This window comes from Hydrococcus rivularis NIES-593 (assembly GCF_001904635.1).
GTDB classification, from domain to species: domain Bacteria; phylum Cyanobacteriota; class Cyanobacteriia; order Cyanobacteriales; family Microcystaceae; genus Hydrococcus; species Hydrococcus rivularis.
Window position 1 is genome coordinate 70,560 of record NZ_MRCB01000016.1, and the last position, 20,847, is coordinate 91,406.

A 20,847-nucleotide genomic window follows, 5' to 3' on the forward strand; every position below is an offset into this window, starting at 1 on the left:
TCCTGAAAGTTTAGGGTAGTATTTCTATTCTAATCCTTTCTAAGAATCGTTTTGGAATACGAGGTTTCTGCTGCCGTAAATACGGCTAAAGCTTTGGGGATCGCACGAAACTTAGCCGGGGTAGAAACGGTCAATTCTCCATCTGTGTTGATCTCTTCGGGTTTGCGCGTATAGATCTCGACTTCTTCTGCTTCAAGCGATCGCACCCACGGCAGATTCTCGTAATCGCCACTAGGTAAAGTCCATATTAGCGGAAAAATTTGCCACCAACGCTCTATTTCTAAACTATACAAGTCCAAGCGGCGATCGTCGATCGCGGCATCTTTGGCGATCGCCATGCTACCGCCATAATAGCGCCCGTTGCCGATCGCAATCTGAATGGTTTTAATTCTAATCGACTCGCCATTGGCGCGAATTTCTGCTCGAAAGGGACGAGTTTGACTGAGGACTTGCAAGGCGGTATAACCATAAGCGAGAATCCCCAAACGGCGTTTTGCTCCTTTCGAGAGTTTCTTGGTGATTTTTACGCTCAATCCCAAACTCGCCACGTTAAAGAAATGTTTGCCGTTGACCCAACCCAGGTCGATATACTTGAGGTTACCAGATGCGATCGCCCGACAAGCTTCTGGAATAGACGGCGGAATTGAGAGAGTACGCGCTAAATCGTTAGCCGTTCCCAGCGGGAGAATGCCTAATGGGAGTTTGGTTTCTACCAAGCTATCGACAACCGCATTTAAGGTGCCGTCTCCTCCACCGACGATGACTAAATCGATCGCATTTTTATGTTTGTGGACTAGCTCAGGAAGTTGCTTAGGATTTTTAATCGGCACGGTAATTAGTTCAAAATCTAGGTCATGTAGAATTTCGACTGCTTTGGCCAGGCTTTTTTGACCCTTGCGAGCATAACGGTTAACTAGCAAGAGCGCTCGTTTAGTCATGAGATTTTGTTAGCGAGTGAGTGAGATAACATTTCTGTTTCTATTTTCTCTCTCTAGAAGCTTTACTGACACTCCCAATCGTTGTGAAGCCTTGCGAGTCGTTATTATCTGTTTTGACTGAGGTGCGATCGCTTTATCCTAACTCCTCAGAAAACAAGTCACTGGCGACTTGCTGCAATACTTTTAGTCCTCGTAGAGAACCTCGAATGAGTCGAATAGCCGCGACGGGGTTTTGCAACATCTTCATGGCTAAAGGAAAAGGCTGTAACGAACCATCAGATCCGATTGCTGGCATAATATTGGGTAAATCTTGCTGGCAGTCGTCGCTGATGACTCGTATTATGGCTAGAGCGATCCCCGCGCGAGCAAGAATTTCTAAGGCTGCATAGCTTTCCATGTCTACTACCTCAGCTTGGCAAGTTTGACCGAGATAAGATTTTTCTTGAGCAGACCAAATAACGCGATCGCTCGTCAACCCTTTGACTAATGTTGCTTTTTCTTGCAAGCGATCGCAAAGTAATTCAGTAAGATAAGAATCGCACTCTCGCCATGAAAGTCGCTCCCTCCCATAGCCGCAGGCTTGATAAATGACGATATCTCCTACACTATACTGGGGCGACAAGCTGCCACATAATCCCATTAGCAAGACGCGAGTCGGCAGCTTATTAAGAAAGTCTTTAGTTTGTTGCCATTTTTCTAAATAGGGGATCAAAGCGTTCACACCCATGGGAATAGGCAATACTAGAGGTTTCTGCGAGTCAATCGATTGTAAACCTTGACAAATTGCTCTATATTCTCCTCCTTGAGGAACGAGAATTCTATCGACGTTACTGACAAAGGCGGCTGATTTTCGAGCAGTTTCCCACGTCATTGATTTTTGAGAAATTTTCTTATTTAGAAGGCTGTTTAATGTTATATAAGGAATAGTGAGTTATTAAGAAGATTTCTATGTGAATTCAGAATTGAGACAGGCATTCACCGCCTGCTTTTTTCAGATTTTCAAGCCCTGAGTATCGCTTAAGTATATCCCTGATGGAACAACCAACTATCCTCGATCTCAAAAACGTCACCAAGCAGTTTTCGGCTCATTCCACCCCGGCGGTAGATAACGTCAGTTTAACTTTAGAGCAAGGAGATGTATTAGGATTGCTCGGACCTTCTGGCTGCGGGAAAACGACGCTATTGCGGATTATCGCTGGCTTCGAGCAACCTTCAAAGGGCGAGATCGCTCTTGCCGGACGCACGGTTGCGGGCAAAGGATGTTGGGTGCCGCCAGAGTTGAGAAATACTGGCATGGTGTTTCAAGACTATGCTTTGTTCCCTCATCTAACCATTACAGAAAACATTGCTTTTGGGTTGCAAAGAAAGTGCGCTCGTCTCTCCAAATCAGAGATCGAACAACGCATTGCTGAGGTTCTTTTACTGGTAGGACTGACTGGATTAGAAAAACGCTATCCCCACGAACTATCGGGCGGTCAACAACAGCGAGTGGCCTTAGCCAGGGCTTTAGCGCCCCAACCCACTTTGATCCTATTAGACGAGCCTCTGAGCAATTTGGACGTGCAAGTGCGACAGTACCTTCGCCACGAGATCCGCCACATCCTCAAAGCAGCAGGAACTTCGGCTATTTTCGTCACGCATGACCAAGAAGAAGCCCTTTCCATTTCTGACAAAATTGGGGTAATGCGCCGGGGCAAACTAGAACAGTTAGGTACGCCAGAAGAAATTTATACTTGCCCGGCTTCGCTGTTTGTGGCAGAATTTGTCAAGCAGGCAAATGTTCTTCCAGCCAAGCGCCAGGGAAACACTTGGCAAACAGAAATTGGAGCCTGGGAAATACCGAGTGCAAGCGAACTGAGGGGATTAGATACGGGCGAGTTGACGATCGCTCAAGAGGATATTATTCTCAAGCCAGATGAAACCTCGACGATAAAAATCTGCGATCGCCAATTTTTAGGTCGAGAGTACCGCTACTGTCTAGAAACTGCTTCTGGCAAAAGATTGCACGCTCGTACCGCGATCGACACCCAACTCCCGATCGGGATGCGAGTCCGGCTTTCAGTCAGTCCCGAAGCCGCACGGGTTTTTCCCTCGACTGCCCAGACGAAGCCAATTTCTGAGGTGATTTCTTTTCATTAAAACGCGATCGCTGCATCGAGGAAGTATTTTCGCCTAAAATAAAAATAACTACTTGGTTATTTAATCGATTTTTGAAATCGGCGATCGCTCTCTATGGTAAAGACTTCTTCTAAGACATCTCCCGAACTGCTAGCCCCAGTGGCAGAATATTTCAAAGTCCTCTCAGAAGTGAGTCGTCTGGCAATTTTAGATGTGCTAAGGCAATCGGGAACGATGAATGTCACAGAAATTGCTGAAGCGACTGGTTTGGGACAGGCAAATTTATCGAAGCACTTAAAAGTATTGACGCAAGCTGGGTTTTTGTCGCGCCAGCAAAACGGAGTCAGCGTTTATTATGAAATTGCCGATCCAGCAATCTTTGAGTTATGCGAGTTAGTTTGCGATCGCGTTAAGGAACGATTGCTAAAACAAGCTCAACAGTTTGAGAAATTTGAGGCTTTTCTTTAAACCACTAACTATTGTCCATAAATTTTTCCATCAGACAATTGGCAATGCGAGATGCCGCGCCGGGACTTCCCATCCGTCGCCGTCCATTTTGGTGAATTTGCTGCCAGCGATCGGCATCGTCGAGTAAGGATTGAATCTCACTAACAACGCGTTCGGGGTGTTCTACCAGGATAGCAGAACATCCTAAGAGACGAGTTTGAGCTTCAGCAAATGCATAGGTAAATTGTGGTCCCTCGCCAGGAATGATAATAGCAGGTTTACCCAAGCCGACAAACTGTTCTGTTGCCGTTCCTGCCATCGCGATCGCTAAGTCAGCCGCCGACAACCACTCTGCATAGATAGTTTGAGATAGTATTAAGGTTGTACTGCCTAGCGTAAACGCTGCAACCTTAGCATCGGAAATCGGACAAGAATTCCAACCGCGCTCGATGAGAGGTTTTTGAAAAGGTTCGAGAGACAAAGCGGGCGCGATCGCGCCTAAAAATAAAATAGGACGGCGATCGAAGATCGCGATGACTCCCGCTATAGCGGTCAAAATCGTTCGCCAATTCCTTTGTGCTTCTGGCATTCTCGATCCGGGGAGCAGGAGAATGACGAGCGAATCCTTCTGGCTTTTGGCTGGTGAGCTGCTGTTTTGCCAGCTCCAAGTAGATCGACTGACCCATCCTTTGTGGGACGAGTTGATGCCGCACAGATGTAGGGGGGCGCGATCGCGGGCTTCAACTTCAAGTCCATCCATCATGGGATTGCCCAGATCGAAAGCGGGGATCGACCATTGTTGTAAAATTTGAGTGGTTAGTGTATCTCTGGGAAATACTGCCTTGCAGCGGCGACGGCTCATTAACCAGCGCTCCCAGGGAAGATACACCGCTCCCAACCAGCGTTCTAATCTAGAGGTTTGAGGCAACCAACCGTCTTCGTCGCGAAGATAATACTCGGATTTTGCCGTTCCGACAAAAGCATATTCAGCACCGCTCGACCATGCAAATAATAGAGGCACAATATCGCCCACCGCTAAAATTTTTCCGCCTGTTTTTGCCCATCTGCGGACGGTATTAAATTGCGCTAGCGTCAACTGCAATAATCCGCCTCGAACGTCTCGCCATAGCTGTCGTCCATCCATGTAGATAAATCCTCCAGAAGGCATCTGCTTTACCTGCCCGATCGTGGGAATATTAAGCTGGGAATAGGCGTATCCAGTTCCCACTAAAGGAAATGCCGTTATTTGGGGCGATCTGGGATGGCGTTGCAATTGTTCTATAATGCGGATGGCGATCGCGTCTTCTCCGTGACCGTTACTTAAGACAAGGAGTTGCATGAATTTAGACTAACAGCTCATTAGGTAGACGGTTTTTTTAAGATAACCGATTCTTTACAGATAGTTCCTATTCCAGTTTTCCGAAGATAAGGAAAATAAGAGTGTGTTTTCTAAATTAAAATCGTTTTTTATTGATTTTGCCGCCAGTCGCAATCGCCTCAAACTCTATCGCGATCGGCGCTTGGAGAACTTTGTCCTGAAAAATTTATCAGTTTACTCTTAATAGCCTAAACTTAGGTTGTTTTCATTATCACATTCCATGAGAATGCAAGTGGTTAGGGAACAACAGTGGACAGATTAGCATTACTAGATATGGCTTCCTATAATAGTCTTTGACTGTTAAGCTAGCTGGTAATGCTAATTGTTTCCTTGGTAGGACAACGCCAAATGAGATAAGCTCGACAGGAGTGAGTTCTTTCTCATTGGCAAAACCTATGCATGCACTTTCAATTCCGACTTGGGTTATTCACGTTTCTAGCGTTATTGAGTGGGTTGCCGCTATTTGGCTGGTCTGGATTTATGGAGAAGTAACTGGCAATCGATACTGGTGGGGATTATCCTGGGCAATGTTACCTGCTTTGCTCAGTGCCATGTGTGCTTGTACTTGGCATTTCTTCGATAATGCCAGTTCGTTAGAATGGCTAGTGACGCTGCAAGCTTCAATGACCGTGGTAGGGAATTGTACTCTGTGCGCTGCGGCTTGGTGGATTTGGCGTTCTGCTAGTGGGGGCGATCGATCGCAGCAAGAATAGTTAACAATAGTAGTCGAAAAAAAATTCCTGTGATGCTCTCAAAAGATACGTTATTTGCCCTTTCCCTATTTCCTTATCTAGGATTTTTGTGGTTTCTGACTCGTTCTAAACAAACCCCGCGTTTGGCTTTAATTGGGTTTTATGCCCTGTTGGTTTTTGTCGGCGTTACCATTCCAGCGGGAATTTATGCCAAAATTCACTATGGCGAGGTTTTAGCCAATGTGGATTGTTTGCACGGCAGTGCGGAATCTTTGCTAACGCTTTCTAATATTTTGGTCGTGCTGGGGTTTCGGCAAGCTATTGTCGATCGCAAACGCGCGTCGTGATTAGTTCATAGTTCCCATTTTCATACTCAAATCTAACCAAGTAGAACGAGTAATGGGAGCGCTGCTGGAGATATAATCTACCCCGGTTTCTGCCACCCTGCGAATACTGTTTAAGGTAATATTTCCAGATGCTTCGATCTTTACCTTGTCATTTCGTGCGCGGATCGACTGTACCGCTTGCTTCATCTCCTCGATCGTCATGTTATCCAACATGATAATATCCACGCCGCCTGCAAGAGCAGCTTCAACTTCAGCGATGCTGGTTGTCTCTACTTCGATTGTTAAAGGATAAGGCATCGTTTTGCGAACTGCCGCGATCGCTTCTCGAATCCCTCCAGCCGCTGCGATATGATTGTCCTTGATCATAACCGCATCATCCAATCCCATGCGGTGGTTAACTGCGCCGCCGACTTGGGCGGCATACTTTTCCAAAATTCTCAATCCTGGCGTTGTTTTGCGCGTATCGACCAACTGAGTCGGTAAATCTGCGATCGCGTCTGCATACTGTCGGGTTAACGTGGCAATGCCACTGAGACGCATGGCTAAATTGAGCGCTACTCTTTCCCCCATCAGTAAAGCATCCGTCGCGCCTTCGATGCGAGCAATTACCTCTGCGGGGTTGACTGCTTCGCCTTCTGCCACTAAGGGGACGAAATTTATCTGGCGATCGAGTAACCGAAATACTCTGGCGGCGACTGGCAATCCTGCAATTATGCCTGCTTCTTTGGCAATCCATTCTGCCTTTCCTGCTGTAGCCGTTTGCGGGAAGATCCCTTGCGTCGCGCGATCGCCCCTACCAATATCCTCCAACAGCCAGCTTTGCAACAGTCCCTCTAATACAATCGGCGGCGGCAGTACGGCAATTGAATGTTTCATCTCAGTAAATTATCGTTTCTGAAAGTTGCGCCTCAAGTCAAAATAAAGCTTTTTCAGGCGCAGATCGAGCGATAAACCTCGGCGCGTTTGGATGACGATAGTTCCGGCAATTCTATCGTGAAAAGCTTGGTTGAGTTCTTCATCGGCAAAAGCCACGCCGCAATCGGCTAGTAGAGGAGAGACTAGCAACAGCATCGACAATCCATTGACAAAATTAATTTCTAAGCCATACATTGCCAGCATCGCAGCCAAGCCAACAATTCCTTCCCGTTTTGCCAAAGCTAGCAATCCGGGAATTTTGTTAAAACGCGGATCGATGACTTTCATGTCCAGCGCATAGCGACCGAGACTTTGACCTTTATTTTTTTCGACAACTAAAACCCGCACGACGAACCAGCCGACTAGGAACACAAACCACTGTATGACATCGGGGAAGAAGGAACTCAACAGCCAAACTGCAACAAAATCGATTAAAAAAGCAGCGACTCGCCGCTCGATCGGAACTTTAGGATATCGTCTCTCAGGCATTTGCTCGGTCTTAATCAGCATGGTGAAGTAGAAGTAGGGACTTCGCTCCTTCGTTATAGCAAGAAATGATAACTTTTGTACTTCTCTACTTTACCTTGGTTGACTGACAAAACTCTTGAAATCGTTGACTTGTCGTGGGTTGGTGTTGAGCGATAGTGAAACCCAACTTCGCAGGCGCGATCGCCAAGAGAACGGTACATTCAAATGACTCAACCGGACGATCGGCAAACCGCTCTATCTGAGTAGATATCTCTAAAACAAGCTCAGCTGTACGGGAGGGGATTCTAAGCGATCCCATGGCAAGGGAGGAACGTTTACGCCTTGCCGTTCGAGCAGTTGCTGAAAATAACGGGCAGTGAAAGGCGATCGCTCCTCTAACGGACAATGCACGAAGAAATAGATTTCTGTGCCTTGACGCAACCAGCGATCGACTTGCGTTACCCATTCTTGAAGAAAGGATCGGTTATACTCTTGTTGCGGGTGGCTGATGAAGCGAACTAAACTAAAATTCGCCGTAAGGCAAGGTTGCAAGGGCACTTTGGGTTTGCGCCTCTCGCAAGCAAGCTGCGGATCGTCGGGACAATCGTAGATCGGACGAGTATCTAGCAGCACTCTTGCTACCCCCAATTTTTCGAGAAGATTATTTAATTGATTAGCATGGGAGTTTTCAAACCAATCGGGATGGCGGACTTCTAGAGCTAATAAAGCTTTGGTTTCCTTAACTAGGGATTTGAGAAAAGCGCTCAGATCTTCCAGAAAGTCGGGACTGTAGCTGGGAGGTAATTGGAGAAAAACGGATCCGGTGCGATCGCCTAAGTTGCTAATTCTCTCCAAAAACGCGATCGCGGCTCCAAGCGAGGGCATGAGTAAGCCATTGTGCGTAATCTCTCTGGGAAGTTTAAGACAAAATTTGAAACCAGCTGGAGTTTCAGTTACCCAGCGTTCTATGGTAGTCGCTTCAGGTACGGCATAGAATGTTGTATTTCCCTCAACCGCCCTCAAGCGCTGGCTATAGAGGCGCAGAAAGTTTTTAGACTGAGTTTTTGGCGGGTAAAAGTTTCCTATCCATCCTTTGTAGGACCAAACCGCACAACCTAGATAAAAGTTCATCAATCTATCACGATTCTTAACACCTCTCTAGTCTCTCGCAAGACAAAGCAGATGCGATCGCCAAAAAGTTATATCGGTTACCTAAATGTTTGCGGAAGATGATAAGAGAGGGGAGTATGGGAAGTGTGGGGAGAGCGTCCCAATTATGTAATTGTAGTGTGAGCGTCTCACTCGCAAACCTGCTTTAGCGAGCAAGACGCAAAGCGTCCTAACAAGCCGAAGCGAAGCCCCCAGCGATAGCGAAGGGGCTAGCGAAGGATCTTTCGCACTACCGATGATAAATTGGCAAAAATGGGATGCTCTCAGTCTCGAATTCCCCAAAGGGGTTGACTTCGACGAAAATCAAACCGGACTGACCGCCTCATTATGTACCACCCTTAGCGCCTTAGCTTCTGCTGCATCGGTTAGCGCCGCATCGCGCAGTTGCTCGCGCAGATCGGGCATCACGGCAAGCGCTCTCGTCCAATCGGGAATCTGCGCTCCCGCAGGATTGGAGAAATAATCTTCTCCAGCTTCGGCAATGACTGCTTCAAATAGTTCTGTAGTCACTTCTTCTTGGTGGCGACCGAATTCCAGGTTATTGACCCGCGCATCGACAAAGTACTGGCGCGTATAGTCTTGAGCTTGCCGACGGAATTTAATGCGCAGGGAATGGAGATGTTCTCTTGTCAGTACGACTTGCTCGGTTTCTGTCAGCGTGCGCAAGATAGAACGAAGGATATCTCGGCACATCTTTTGCAATCCTTCTTTTGTCGAACTGCCGACTGTCTGGTGCTTGTGGTCGAAAACGCCCAAATCTATCTGGGCGATGCGCTTCTGAGCGACATTGCGATAGACTTCTGCCAACAAGCCAACTTCTAGACCCCAGTTGCTAGGAATGCGAATATTAAGCGCCAGATCGCTAGTCATAGCAAACTCTCCCGATAGGGGATAGCGAAAGGCATTCAGATAGCGCAGATAATTCTGATACCCAAGAAGTTCGGTCAGGGCTGTTAGCAGGGGCGTTACAAAAAGGCGCATCACTCGACCGTTGAGCTGGCGAGATTCGCTGCCGATACGAGCATAATAGGCTTTATTGAAGGCAAGACCAAATTCTTTTTCGAGTAGGGGATAGAGGAGTTTGAGCGGATAGGAACGCTCGTAGGTAATGATATCTGCATCGTGGAGAGCGATCGCTTCTGCGTCTAAAGATGCTACGCCCAATCCTAGCCACACGGCGAGACCTTTGCCTCTAAAACTGGATAAATCTAGATTGCGATCGCCTAAAGTTTCCAGAATGCGAGTTACTCGCTCTCCATTCTCCCAAATGACTGCTGTCGGTTGCGGCAATGACTCAAAAAACTCCACTGCTTTTGCATATTGCGCGATCGTCTTGGCATACAAGCTGACTACTACTTTTTTAACAAAAGCACACTGACCGAGGTGGTTTCTAATGCGAGTTAGCGCTGGTCTTTCTAATTCTTCATAAAGCGCTGGAATGACAACTGCCGTTGGAGCCTGTTCGCTGAGTTGAATCAATTTTTCTTCCAGGAGTTCCGAGTTGCATCCAAAATCGTGAATAGTTGTGATTAACTCCTGCTTATAGTCCATATCCGCCTTGATTGATTAAGTAAATTTAAGGCAACCGTAAAGTTAACCTGAATAATTTTTGCACGAGTTACACTAATTGCTGTGTCTGCTTTGATACCAGTCTTGGAATAGAGTTTACAAAGCAACTTCGGTGAATTTTTCTCTCATCGAGGTAATGTTCGAGCAACTCTTCAATAGTAATACACAAAGCGGATGCCAATTAGCGAAAATGAATTTTGAAAAATTGTGGGAGAAGTATAAATAAAATTTGCTATTCCCAACGGGCTAAAAATAGCGATCGCAAAAAGGAGTTGTTTATTGTTTTGTTTCTATCCCTCTACTTACAAAAACCGCTATAAGACTGGCGAAGTTCAACTCGGCAAAACCGTAAAAACAGAAACCGCGCGTTGCCATTTTATGATTTAACGATCGCGCCGAAATCCGCCAAAACGCGGGCGTGATTGCGAAGCAAACCTAATAAATTAAGCCGATTTTGCCTAATTTCTGGGTTTTCGTCCATCACCAATACGCTTTCAGGACCGTCGAAAAAGTTGCTGACTGTCGGCGCAATTTTCGCCAAAGCATCAACCAATAATTGATAATTGCGATCGGCTTGTGCGGCTTGGGTTTGCGGAACTAATTGGACTAGCGCGTCGTAAAATGCCTGTTCTGAGGGCTTCTCAAATAATTCTGGACGAACGACTGCCGCCGGATCGAGTTGCTGCTTGTCCAAATCGCCTTTGACAGCTAGACGCGCAGAACGGTTGACGGTTTCGTAGATGGTATCTAGCAAACCATTTTGACGAATCGATTGGAGAAATTGAGCGCGATCGCGCACATCTAACAAATCTCTTAATGCTCTTTCCGCATACTCTCGATCGTCTTCTCCCAAGACCGCATTCACCAAATCGTAATCGATCTTTAAGTCATCTTCGAGTAATGTGTGGATGCGCTGAATAAAAAACGCTTGCAAAGACGGGAGGGGGGATTCCTTATCGGGATGCGCCGTGACAAAATCGGCTGCACCTTGTTCGAGCAATTGTGCCAGATCGATGGGTAACTGTGCGTGCCAAGTAATATTAATGACTGCATTCGCCGCACGACGCAAGGCAAAGGGATCGGACGAACCTGTCGGGAGCATTCCCAAACCAAAAATACTCACCAGCGTATCGAGGCGATCGGCGATGCCAACCACCTGTCCCGTCAGGGATTCCGGCATTCTGTCTTCTGCGGTTCGCGGTAAATAATGCTCGAAAATTCCCTGGGCAACGTTTTCCGACTCCCCGCTGGCGAGGGCATATTTTTGTCCCATAATCCCTTGCAATTCCGGGAATTCGTAGACCATTTGCGTCACTAGATCCGCTTTACACAGGGTAGCCGTACTTTCAATCTCGCTGCGCTGTTGCGGGGTGAGATCTAGCTGTTCGGCAATCTGCTGGGCAATTTCGATAATTCGGTCTACTTTATCGCGCATCGTGCCCAACTCGTCCTGGAAGGTGACGTTGGCGAGTTCGGGTAAGTAGCTTTCGAGCGGTTCGTCGCAATCAGCTTGATAGAAAAACTTCGCGTCGGCTAATCTAGCTCGAATCACTCGTTCGTTTCCCGCCGCAATAATCTCGGATTTGGCTGGGTCGCCGTTGGAGATGGTAATAAAATTGGGCAGGAGAGAGTTATTGGGATTGTTTGAAGCAACTGGGAAATAACGCTGATGGGAGACCATAACTGTCGAAATCACTTCGGCAGGCAGATTTAAAAATTCAGCGTCAAATTTCCCGACTACGGCGGTGGGATATTCTACCAGATTGGTTACTTCGTTTAATAAATCGCTTGGGATATATGCCTTACCGCCTATCTGCTGCGCGGCAGTTTCGACTTGCTGCTGAATTTTACTGCGACGGACGGCTGGATCGACTTCGACATAAGCACAACGCAAGCATTCTGGGTAATCTGAAGCTTGGGGAATGGTAACGGGTTCGGGATGTAAGATGCGGTGTCCTTGGGAGACGCGATCGCTTTTGATAACCGTCGAACCATTTGTTAATTCGATCGGTAAAATCTCTTTATCCAATAAAGCTACCAGCCAGCGAATCGGTCTGGGAAAGCGCAAATCGCCATCGCCCCAGCGCATAAAACGCCTTCCTTCCAAGCCTGTAATCCATTGAGGCGCGAGTTCTTGTAAAATTTCGGCGGTTGCCCGTCCGGGAATTTTTTTCTGTACGAAGACAAAATCTCCCTTGTCGGTTGGTTTGACGAAGAGGTCTTTTACGTCCACCCCTTGTTTGTTGGCAAAGCCTTCGGCAGCTTTGGTCGGTTTTCCATCTTTGAAAGCGGCTGTTGCAGGAGGTCCTTTGATTTCTTCTTCTCGATCGCCTTGTTTGGCTGGAAGTCCTTTAACCAATATTGCCAGACGGCGAGGAGTCCCGTAAAGCGCGATTTCCTCTGAGTTTAAAAATTGTTCCTCTAGGGTTTTGGGTATTCTCTCCTGCCACTGCTCTATCGCTGTATCGACAAAATCTGCTGGTAATTCTTCAACTCCGACTTCCAATAAAAAATCAGGCATAGGTTATTTTCTATAATCTTGCTTTGAGGTTACACTCTCTTATATCAACAAATCCCTACAATCTAGCGTTGGTAAGGTTCGATACAAGACTTTTCGAGACTCGGACAGGTACAATAAAAGTAACATAACCTAATCATTTATTGACTTGTCGGGTACGCGATCGAGTTCAATATATTTCCGTCCACTTTATTGCAATCCTCCCGCTCTAGCTCATGCTTCAAGATCCTCAAACCATCCGCTACTATCAAAAACTCACCGATTCCATGGTGGATTTGTGGAACCGAGGTTATCGCTATGACGAAATCCGCCTATATTTGGAGGGTTACTTTGCTTGTCTGCGCCATACAAACGTTCTCGAACCCTATCAAATTCATCGACTAGAAGAGGATGCTTTTCGATATTTTTACGACCCCTCGAACTTCGAGTTGCCGCTTCCCGAACCAGAAACCGATTATTACTAGGGTAGGCAGAGAAAACCTACCCCAAAGGCTGGTTTCTTAGGAAGCTAAAGCAACCTCAACCATTTGTTGCAATTCGCCACTTTGATAAAGCTCGATCGCGATATCCGAGCCGCCAATAAACTCTCCATTGATATAAATTTGGGGAATCGTGGGCCAATTGGAATACTCTTTGATGCCTTGACGAAGATCGGCATCTTGCAAAACATCTACAGTTTCGTAGGGAACGCCCAAGACGTTAAGAATCTGCACGACGTTGTTAGAAAAGCCACATTGAGGCATCAACTTCGAGCCTTTCATAAACACGACGATTTTGTGGCTATTGATGATTTGTTCGATCCGCTCTTTGAGTTCTGGTGTCATAGACCGTAATAGAGTTTTCTGCTCAAAAGACTACAAACAGACGACGAGACAAAAATAATCGCTTTAGGAGAACTAGGTGATTTTTGTCAAGCAATACTCCTTAAATTTTAACTCAGACGGGTTGACCCTCAGCCTGCCATGCTTGGGGAGTGTAAGTTTTTAAGGCGAGGGCGTGAATTGCCTCTGATGCCATCGCTTCTTGCAAGGCGCTATAGACTAGCTGATGCTGTTTGACGCGCGTTTTGCCTTCAAACTCGGCAGACACGACTACCGCTTCCAAATGGTCGCCGCCACCAGTCAAATCTCTAACAAATACCTGAGCGCCAGGCAATTTAGCCTGAATCATTTCTTCAACTTGTTTAAGACTAACCATCTTAATTTCGACAAAACAACTTAATCTAGTTTATTTGACTTACTAATCCTATCGAGGGTAAATCAACAGTATTTTAATTCCTTTGTGGATTACCTGGTTGGGGATTGTCTTGCTGAGGACTGCCTTGTTGTGGTTGAGGCGCGGTACGGGTTGAGGGAGAGAAGGGCGATTCGACAAACCCCAGTTCGTAAAGCTGTTGGTAAGCTTTCTTCCCCAAGTCGCTAGTCGGATTTTGAGAACGGATGACCTGTATTAGCAGAGGAACGGAGAGTTCTGGTTGATTTTGCGCCCGATGAACCAGGGCAAGCTGATAGGTGGCTTCGTCGCGCATTTGTCCGCTTTTGAGGGCGCTACTTCTTTGCGCTTCGTAAACTTGGCTATCAATTCCCGAAAAACTATTAGCGAGCTGTAAATGAAAATTAGACAATTGATTAAAAATTTTCCGAGCTTGTTGTAGCTTGTTGACTGCTACCTCGTATTGCTCCGAGCCGATGGCTTGATTGGCTTCATTCATTAAGCGCTGTGCGCCTTGAAAGCTGAGGAGACTATTTGGCTGAGCTAAAGGGCGAAGATCGCCTTGACCTTGTTCTGTCTGCTGAGGGGGAACTTGAGCCTGGATAGGCGCTGCAATTGCCAACGCTACAATCGAGGAAAAAGCGATCGAACTGCTACAGCTAAGAAAATGTGTATTTATCATGGCATGACTCTACTACTAGCTCGTGCGAGCAACTCAAGTTTTTTGCTTGAGGTATATTAGCATCTGTCTATACCGTGTTAGCAGTTTTCGGCGCGATCGCTTGTTGCCAATCTTTTTTTTACTCTTGCGATCGCTAGCCAAGGTTGCATCGATCATAACTGCTCTCGCATTTTTTGGTACTCTTGTCGCTGTTGTTCGAGCTGTTGCTGATACAATTCTTGCAATTTTCGCTGTCGTTCGAGCTGTTGTTCGAGCTGTTTTTGCTGCTGCTCTTTTTTTTGCTTCATTTGTTCTAGTAACTTCTGCCTTTGTCGCTCTTGTTCTTCAAGAAATTTTTCCCGATAAAGTCTTTGGCGTTCTTGTTGTTGTTCGTATTGTTGTTGAGCCTGTTCGTTAACCTTTTGTTGGATTTCTGTTTTGAGAGCGGGAAGCGATTTTAGATCGTTGCGAAAAAAAGTGCTGGTTTTGAAAAAATTATAGTTAAATTGCCGAGAAGTCAGGACGCTTTCTCTAGGAAGCATGCGAAAACCATTATTGATATTAATTCCGCCGAAACTGTTGATGGTTTTGGCAACGTCGGCAACAGCAGGATTGACATTCATCTGTTCTAGAGAAGCAGAGAGGTCGTTTTTCGGCATTAGGGCAAGTTCCGAATCGAGTGTTGGCGTACTTAGCTGTCTTATTGAGAGTACTTGACTTGCCAAAGGTTTGGGAAAAGCCGTTTGATTGTTGGCATTAAAAAAGACCGAATTAGTCGGTCTTTTTTGAAGCTGCGATGATGACTCAAAAGCATAAATTCCCTTATCGATATCGGCGTATTTGACTTGGGGCAGTATGGGAACGCTGGCTGGCTGACTGGTCGATTTAGTTCCCTCTAAGTTCAGTTGCCTAAATGCTTGAATAAGGGCGCTTACTGATAAAGATTTTTGGGCTTCGTTGTCTTGGGAGCGATTAGAAGCATAAAAATTAGCAATGATTAAATCTACTTCGTCAGATCGAGTAGTAAGATCGACAATTTCTTCTACCATCGATTCCCAAGTCTTCCGATTACCTTCAAGAGAATTTTCAACTTCTAATAACGAGCCAAATAATAATGAACTCTTGAACCCAAAAGAGAGAGAGGCTCCTAAAGTTTGATAGCAAGGAAATATGACGTAAGTTAATAAAGCTATTTTGAGAAGAGATCTGGCTTGTTTGAGAGAATCCTGTTGGATAGACATGGCAATTCGATCCGATTTTTGCTTTGCATCATATCAAACCAAACTTAAAAATTAAAGTTTTATGCAAACAAATTTATTTTCATATGTTCTATTTAGCAGCTTATTACTAGCAGTTTAATATTCTAGCGACGAGCGTAGAGATCCGACGTGAGGCTCCCAACTGACCGCGAACCATCAGCAAGCGATCGCGCATTTGCTCCAACCTCTCTGGATTGTCTAAATAATCCAACACCAGTCGAGCTACCTCTGCCGCTTGCAATTCGCCCACTAATTCGGGTACGATCTCTTCTCCTGCCCATTTATTAGGCCAAGCAAAGAGGCGACCCTGTTTCAAAACGAGCCAGTTAATCGCCTTGGCGAACGCAGATCCCAATAGGGGCAAATTCGCCAGGATCCCAGGAATTCCATCCCAACTGCGCATCGCGTCTAGCTGTTGCGTCGGCAGCAGAACGAACATGGGAATACCTAACGCGCCCAATTCGGCGGTATTAGCTCCCACGGTGGTTAGAACTAGGCAGCACTGACAGAGAAATTCATGAGCGGGGAACTGAGCGATCAGCTCGATTTGCACCCCGGCAGAGGTTTTAAGAACTGGGTTTTCAGACAAGTCGGGAGAAGGCATTAGCAATTGGGCGCTAACGCCCCCTAGTTTGTTGAGGATGGGGTTGCTGCTGGGATCGGCATAGGTGGCGAGCGTCGGTAAATCCAGCGTGGGAGCAACGGGAAGAATGAATCGGGTTTGCGGGCGTTGGGCGTAGATCTGTTGCGCGATCGCCAGACACAACGGCACTCCCTGAGAGAGTTTGGCTGCTTTAGAACCGGGAAGAAGACCGATAGTAAGGGGAGGGGGGGACAAGGGGAGGGGGAGACAAGGGGAGGGGGGGACTGGGAAAATATTAACTTCTGACTTCTGCCTTCTGCCTTCTACGCCTTCTACTACGTCTGCCATTAAATCGCCGACTACTGTCAATTTATGACGATATTGGGGCGGAACTTGGGAAAGCATTGAAGGCTGTCTGACGCAGAAGCAATCGATCCAGCGATACCAACGCACTTCCCATTCGGCATAGACGACGGTGCGATAGCCCAGACGCTTGCCAATAATGGCGGCAAAAGCTTGGTCGCCGCCGAGGAAGATGACGGCTCCAGATTTTCGCCAATCCCAATTTTCGTGGGTTTTCCCCCACAGTAGAAAAGGAAAAAAATGCTCTGGCGGCTGGACGCGATCGACTTCGGGATAGCTGCGGACGAGCGCGGCTTCTTTTCCGGTGGCATTGGAACAGGGAGATAGCACCACCGATATTCTAAGTTGCGATCGCTCGTCGCCCAATTGCTCTCGTAGCACCCTGACGACGGGACGCACCCAGGTGGCGATTTCTCCCGGTCCGTTGGAGAGAATGAGGATATCGACTGGCGAAATAGTCATCGATTGCGATCGCCTAAAACGAAAAAGGAATGGATAAACCGACTCCTACCCCTAGCTCATCTTGGTCGCGCCCCCTCAGTTGATGCCAGGTAGAAGAGCCAACGCGGTTCGTTAAATATACCTCTAGTTTGGGGCTATTGCCATTCTCATTTGGCTTAAGTCCCAGCAAAGCTGACGGATCCCACCTGATGCCAACAGACCAGGGAATAACATTTTTTCGTTCGTCGTCCAGGAAGGCATTGCCAGGATTGACAAAATTAGCGCCGATTTCACCGATCAAACTCAAATCGCTGGCAAGCGGGATCGAACCTCCTAGACTAAAACCCGCAATTTCGGTGCCCAGTCGCTGGGCATAACCCCAAACCGGAGTCAACCAAACGGCAGCGCCGCCGTCAAACTCGTAATGCAAAGGGAGTGAGAGGGTGATGAGATAGAGTTGACTTTTTGCGTCGCTGTCTCCTTGGAAAATTAGGGGAACCTCTTTTGATAAACCGAGATTGTCAAATTCATTGCGATCGTTGGCGCGGAAATTGGCGAACGGCTGATTGGTCAAGCCATAGGTTCCGGCTAAACTCGCCGTAAAGGGAGCGCCATCTGCTTGATTGAGCAGCCGAACTTTTCCGCTAAATCCCTGTTCCGACTCATCTACCTCGCCAAAGACGTAATCGAGATACACGCCCACTTCCAAATCTTTGAGCAAACCATAGCGCAACGACGTGAGAATGCCCTGACTGCCTCCTTGTAAGTTGAACAGAAATTTTCCGCTCGGCAAAGTTCCCCCATCGAAAAACCCGAATCCATCGGTAGTAATGCGCGTATCGGCTTCCGGATTAGATTGTCCAAAGCTGTCGGCATAGCGGCGGTTAGCACCAATGAAGTCGGGCATAAAGACGATCGCCGCGCCCAAAGCCATCAAGTCTCGGTCTGCAGTCAGGGAGAGAGGACCGACGCTACCTTGGGCATTGGATGCAAAAACATCGAGACCGATACGAGGATTGACCAGATAGCGCAAGCCGACATTATAAGCCATGGCTTGGTCTGGTTTGCCAGACTCTCGACTAATGCTGTTGTTGCCAGCAACGGGAATGAAGGCATCTCCCCAAAGAATTATCCGAGAACCGAAGCGATAGGAAACTGCTCCCGTGAAACCAAAGGTCGTGCCAAAAGAACCTGGGTCGTCGATTGGAAGACGACTGTAGAACATGGCGTTTTCTTCTGGGAAAAAAGCCAGGGTTGGGGAAATGGTAAAGCGCAGGCGATCGTCAATCGTAGCGGTAAAGGGAAACTGAAGACCGACGACCAAATCTTCGCTATCTCTCCTCTCGACGAGTCTGCCATCTTGTCGGGAGGAAAAAATAAAGTCTCTATTGCCCCAAGAAAGGGAAAGAACGCCGCTCAGAGCTAGCGTACCAGATGAATTTTCCCAAAATTGTTGCTTGAGATCCAGCGACAATTCTTCGTCTGCATCTAGGATGGCAATAAAATCGCCCTGGCGAGCTGGAGAAGCGCTATCTACCCTTTGGTATTCAAAGGTCAGTTCTGTGTTGTCGGTAATGCCCCAACTAAAACCAAGATTGGGATAGGCTCCAGTATCTGCCTCTAGCAACCCGTTCTCTACATACTCAGGAAGAAAGTAGACGCGATTGCGAAAATTGAAGACGAACTCTCCTTGACCTAAATGCTCTGCTGTCGGTTGCATCGGCGAGATCCGAGTTAGAGGACTCTCAGTTTCGCTTGTCCTAGGGGAGTCGTTTTCACTAGATTCGGCACTTTGTGGGAGAGACGGGAGATAATTCTGTGCGATGACATCGCCACTGGAACCAGCTAGAACGGGAAAAGCCTCAGGGAAGGTGGAGATGGTAAAAACAACCGATGGATCTGGCGTAGTGGGAAAGGATGGACTCGGAGAGCTAGAAAAATCCGACCATTGAGAAGTTGCCCAAGCATCCGTTTTTCTCTTCTCCAACCAGCGAGGAGCTTTCTCAAAGATGTTTCCTTCCCTATCTAACCATTGGGGAATGGCGAGCAGTCTATCGTTGCGATCGCCCGTTTGGTTAGAGAAAGTCAAAGGCGCTACGGGAGTTGGTTTGGGACTGGCAACTGCCTCACTGCCAATCCCACCGACCACTGCGATCGCTAGATTGGAAAGAATAAGCGTTTTAGTTGGCATTATCGAGCAAAGCTCTACTTTAGTTGTTAGATGTCGCCGCGTTGCGAACTGTTCCGCTCTTTATCGATAGGAACAATCCAAATTAGCAGCTATCTTAGAACATGAAACCACAAAAAAACGATCCCCCGTAGATAGATGGGGAAGGCGGGGAGATAATTAACTACTAACCACTAACTGCTAACCAACGACCAATGACGATTTTTTTTAGGGACAAGGGAAAAGGAAAAGAGGCATACTTCTTTGCCCCCTTCCCCGAATCGCTTATCTGGCTTATCTATACTTCGGCTTTATCTGCTTGTACCGACTCGGAAGCTTTAGCAGCAGACTTTTTCTGTTCCAGTTTGATGGTCAAATAGCGAATTACTTCGTCGCTCAGGCGCATGGCTCTCTCTATAGCAGCCACTTGGGTTCCATCTCCTGTGTAGTTTACTTGGACGTAAGTACCATCTTGATGTTTTGCGATCGGATAGGCAAGTCGTCTTTTTCCCCAAATTTTAATCTGAACGTCTTCTGCTTTTTGCTCGATTAATAAATCTCGATATTTATTAACTACTTGCTGCACCTGCTCTTCTGTTAAGTCTGGACGCAGGATATAAACTAATTCGTAATTGTGACTCATCCAATTAATCTCCTTATGGACATGATGGCTTCTTTGTCAATAGCTAGACAAAACCAGAGACTGTTTGATATCTAGCTTTAGGTAAAGAAGCAAGGGATTTCGATCGTATCATTTCTTTGCTGCTAATCGCCAGTCACCCAAATTTATCGATTACCTAACCCAATTTTCACAGCTATGGCGCAACGCTACGTTCGAGTCAAAACTCCTCAAGGGCAAACCTACTATGGATGGCTCAATCTCAATCGCAGTGTCGAGGTTCTCGACGCGCCCCCGTGGTTGGGAGGACAGTCTAGCGATCTGACTTTAGAACCAGATAGTTACGAACTGCTTGCGCCTTGCGCTCCTTCCAAAATCGTCGCCGTGGGGAAAAATTATCGCAATCACGCGGCAGAAATGGGAACTGCCGTCCCAGAAGAACCCCTCTTGTTCCTCAAACCGCCCACAACCGTCACGGCTAACGGTCAACCGATCTTTTATCCCAAGCAATCTCAACGAGTTGACTATGAGGGAGAATTAGCGATAGTCATCGGCGATCGCGCCAAAGACTGTACCCTAGAACAAGCGCTGAGTAAAATCTGGGGCTATACCATTGCCAACGATGTTACGGCGCGCGACTTGCAGAGCAAAGACGTTCAATGGACGAGAGCCAAGGGATTTGATAGCTTTTGTCCCCTCGGACCTTGGATCGTTCGCGAGTTGAGTGCGGGGGCGCAGTTACAAACCTTTTTGAACGATGCTCCCGAACCGCAACAATCCGCGTTGATTAGCGATATGGTATTCTCGCCTGAGTTTTTAGTGTCCTATATCTCCCAAATCATGACTTTACTGCCAGGGGATGTGGTGTTAACCGGAACGCCAGCCGGAATTGGTCCGATGCAAGTCGGCGATCGCGTTCGCGTAGAAATTGAGGGGATCGGTTCCCTAGAAAATTTTGTGGCTGCTAGGTAGGCGCTCCTCC

22 protein-coding genes are annotated in these 20,847 nt (G+C 47.1%); 6 read left to right on the forward strand and 16 right to left on the reverse strand.

The window, feature by feature from the left end; all coding sequences use genetic code 11:
* Positions 1–29 precede the first annotated feature (29 nt).
* A complete protein-coding gene (locus NIES593_RS14030; protein ID WP_073600177.1) occupies positions 30–938 on the reverse strand; it encodes a lipid kinase in 909 nt (302 codons plus the stop codon).
* A gap of 133 nt (positions 939–1,071) precedes the next feature.
* Positions 1,072–1,809, reverse strand: a complete 738-nt coding sequence (locus NIES593_RS14035) for a 5'-methylthioadenosine/S-adenosylhomocysteine nucleosidase family protein (protein WP_073600178.1) — start codon at positions 1,807–1,809, stop codon at positions 1,072–1,074.
* Positions 1,810–1,970: 161 nt separating this feature from the next.
* On the opposite strand from NIES593_RS14035, the gene NIES593_RS14040 reads away from it, so the two are divergent.
* Entirely contained in the window at positions 1,971–3,077 is a 1,107-nt protein-coding gene (locus NIES593_RS14040) for an ABC transporter ATP-binding protein (RefSeq protein ID WP_073600179.1), read from the forward strand.
* Between the two features lie 93 nt (positions 3,078–3,170).
* Positions 3,171–3,524: an ArsR/SmtB family transcription factor gene (locus NIES593_RS14045; RefSeq protein WP_073600180.1), complete on the forward strand. Its 354-nt coding sequence runs from the start codon at positions 3,171–3,173 to the stop codon at positions 3,522–3,524.
* A gap of 4 nt (positions 3,525–3,528) precedes the next feature.
* Here the strand turns inward: NIES593_RS14045 and NIES593_RS14050 are convergent, their stop codons facing one another.
* Complete coding sequence (locus NIES593_RS14050) at positions 3,529–4,842, reverse strand: lipid-A-disaccharide synthase-related protein (protein ID WP_073600181.1); 1,314 nt, start codon at positions 4,840–4,842, stop codon at positions 3,529–3,531.
* A gap of 434 nt (positions 4,843–5,276) precedes the next feature.
* On the opposite strand from NIES593_RS14050, the gene NIES593_RS14055 reads away from it, so the two are divergent.
* A complete protein-coding gene (locus tag NIES593_RS14055; RefSeq protein WP_073600182.1) occupies positions 5,277–5,594 on the forward strand; it encodes a DUF2499 domain-containing protein in 318 nt (105 codons plus the stop codon).
* A 32-nt stretch (positions 5,595–5,626) separates the two neighbouring features.
* Positions 5,627–5,920, forward strand: a complete 294-nt coding sequence (locus NIES593_RS14060) for a DUF3593 domain-containing protein (protein ID WP_073600183.1) — start codon at positions 5,627–5,629, stop codon at positions 5,918–5,920.
* On the opposite strand, the gene nadC is transcribed toward NIES593_RS14060, so the two are convergent.
* The 6 genes from nadC to glyS all read right to left on the reverse strand — a co-directional run bounded on the left by nadC (position 5,921) and on the right by glyS (position 12,563).
* A complete protein-coding gene (gene nadC, locus NIES593_RS14065) occupies positions 5,921–6,796 on the reverse strand; it encodes a carboxylating nicotinate-nucleotide diphosphorylase (RefSeq protein ID WP_073600184.1) in 876 nt (291 codons plus the stop codon). It lies immediately after the preceding gene.
* 9 nt (positions 6,797–6,805) lie between these two features.
* The gene (locus NIES593_RS14070) at positions 6,806–7,324 is read right to left on the reverse strand and encodes an RDD family protein (RefSeq protein ID WP_245817504.1); all 519 of its coding nucleotides are present in this window, start codon (positions 7,322–7,324) and stop codon (positions 6,806–6,808) included.
* A gap of 53 nt (positions 7,325–7,377) precedes the next feature.
* On the reverse strand, positions 7,378–7,524 hold the full coding sequence (locus tag NIES593_RS24235) for a hypothetical protein (RefSeq protein WP_175561138.1): 147 nt from the start codon (positions 7,522–7,524) through the stop codon (positions 7,378–7,380).
* A gap of 52 nt (positions 7,525–7,576) precedes the next feature.
* Positions 7,577–8,434, reverse strand: coding sequence for a DUF72 domain-containing protein (locus NIES593_RS14075; protein WP_073600186.1), 858 nt, complete (start codon positions 8,432–8,434; stop codon positions 7,577–7,579).
* Between the two features lie 342 nt (positions 8,435–8,776).
* Positions 8,777–10,024, reverse strand: coding sequence for a glycosyltransferase family protein (locus NIES593_RS14080; protein WP_073600187.1), 1,248 nt, complete (start codon positions 10,022–10,024; stop codon positions 8,777–8,779).
* Positions 10,025–10,418: 394 nt separating this feature from the next.
* Positions 10,419–12,563: a glycine--tRNA ligase subunit beta gene (gene glyS, locus NIES593_RS14085; RefSeq protein WP_073600188.1), complete on the reverse strand. Its 2,145-nt coding sequence runs from the start codon at positions 12,561–12,563 to the stop codon at positions 10,419–10,421.
* 212 nt (positions 12,564–12,775) lie between these two features.
* On the opposite strand from glyS, the gene NIES593_RS14090 reads away from it, so the two are divergent.
* Positions 12,776–13,024, forward strand: coding sequence for a DUF6761 family protein (locus tag NIES593_RS14090; RefSeq protein WP_015143196.1), 249 nt, complete (start codon positions 12,776–12,778; stop codon positions 13,022–13,024).
* A gap of 36 nt (positions 13,025–13,060) precedes the next feature.
* On the opposite strand, the gene grxD is transcribed toward NIES593_RS14090, so the two are convergent.
* The 7 genes from grxD to rpsF form a co-directional block, all read right to left on the reverse strand.
* The gene (grxD, locus tag NIES593_RS14095; protein ID WP_073600189.1) at positions 13,061–13,384 is read right to left on the reverse strand and encodes a Grx4 family monothiol glutaredoxin; all 324 of its coding nucleotides are present in this window, start codon (positions 13,382–13,384) and stop codon (positions 13,061–13,063) included.
* Positions 13,385–13,496: 112 nt separating this feature from the next.
* Positions 13,497–13,757, reverse strand: a complete 261-nt coding sequence (locus tag NIES593_RS14100; RefSeq protein WP_015143198.1) for a BolA family protein — start codon at positions 13,755–13,757, stop codon at positions 13,497–13,499.
* Positions 13,758–13,830: 73 nt separating this feature from the next.
* Positions 13,831–14,454, reverse strand: a complete 624-nt coding sequence (locus NIES593_RS14105; RefSeq protein ID WP_073600190.1) for a hypothetical protein — start codon at positions 14,452–14,454, stop codon at positions 13,831–13,833.
* 152 nt (positions 14,455–14,606) lie between these two features.
* Entirely contained in the window at positions 14,607–15,674 is a 1,068-nt protein-coding gene (locus NIES593_RS14110) for a hypothetical protein (protein ID WP_073600191.1), read from the reverse strand.
* Positions 15,675–15,780: 106 nt separating this feature from the next.
* Positions 15,781–17,100, reverse strand: coding sequence for a glycosyltransferase family protein (locus NIES593_RS14115; RefSeq protein ID WP_175561139.1), 1,320 nt, complete (start codon positions 17,098–17,100; stop codon positions 15,781–15,783).
* A gap of 13 nt (positions 17,101–17,113) precedes the next feature.
* A complete protein-coding gene (locus NIES593_RS14120; RefSeq protein ID WP_073600192.1) occupies positions 17,114–19,270 on the reverse strand; it encodes a hypothetical protein in 2,157 nt (718 codons plus the stop codon).
* A 274-nt stretch (positions 19,271–19,544) separates the two neighbouring features.
* The gene (rpsF, locus tag NIES593_RS14125) at positions 19,545–19,889 is read right to left on the reverse strand and encodes a 30S ribosomal protein S6 (protein ID WP_073600193.1); all 345 of its coding nucleotides are present in this window, start codon (positions 19,887–19,889) and stop codon (positions 19,545–19,547) included.
* 174 nt (positions 19,890–20,063) lie between these two features.
* Here rpsF and NIES593_RS14130 point away from each other — a divergent pair, with 174 nt between their 5' ends.
* Positions 20,064–20,837 (forward strand): fumarylacetoacetate hydrolase family protein, encoded by a 774-nt coding sequence (locus NIES593_RS14130; protein ID WP_073600194.1) that lies wholly within the window; start codon positions 20,064–20,066, stop codon positions 20,835–20,837.
* The last annotated feature ends 10 nt before the right edge of the window (positions 20,838–20,847 follow it).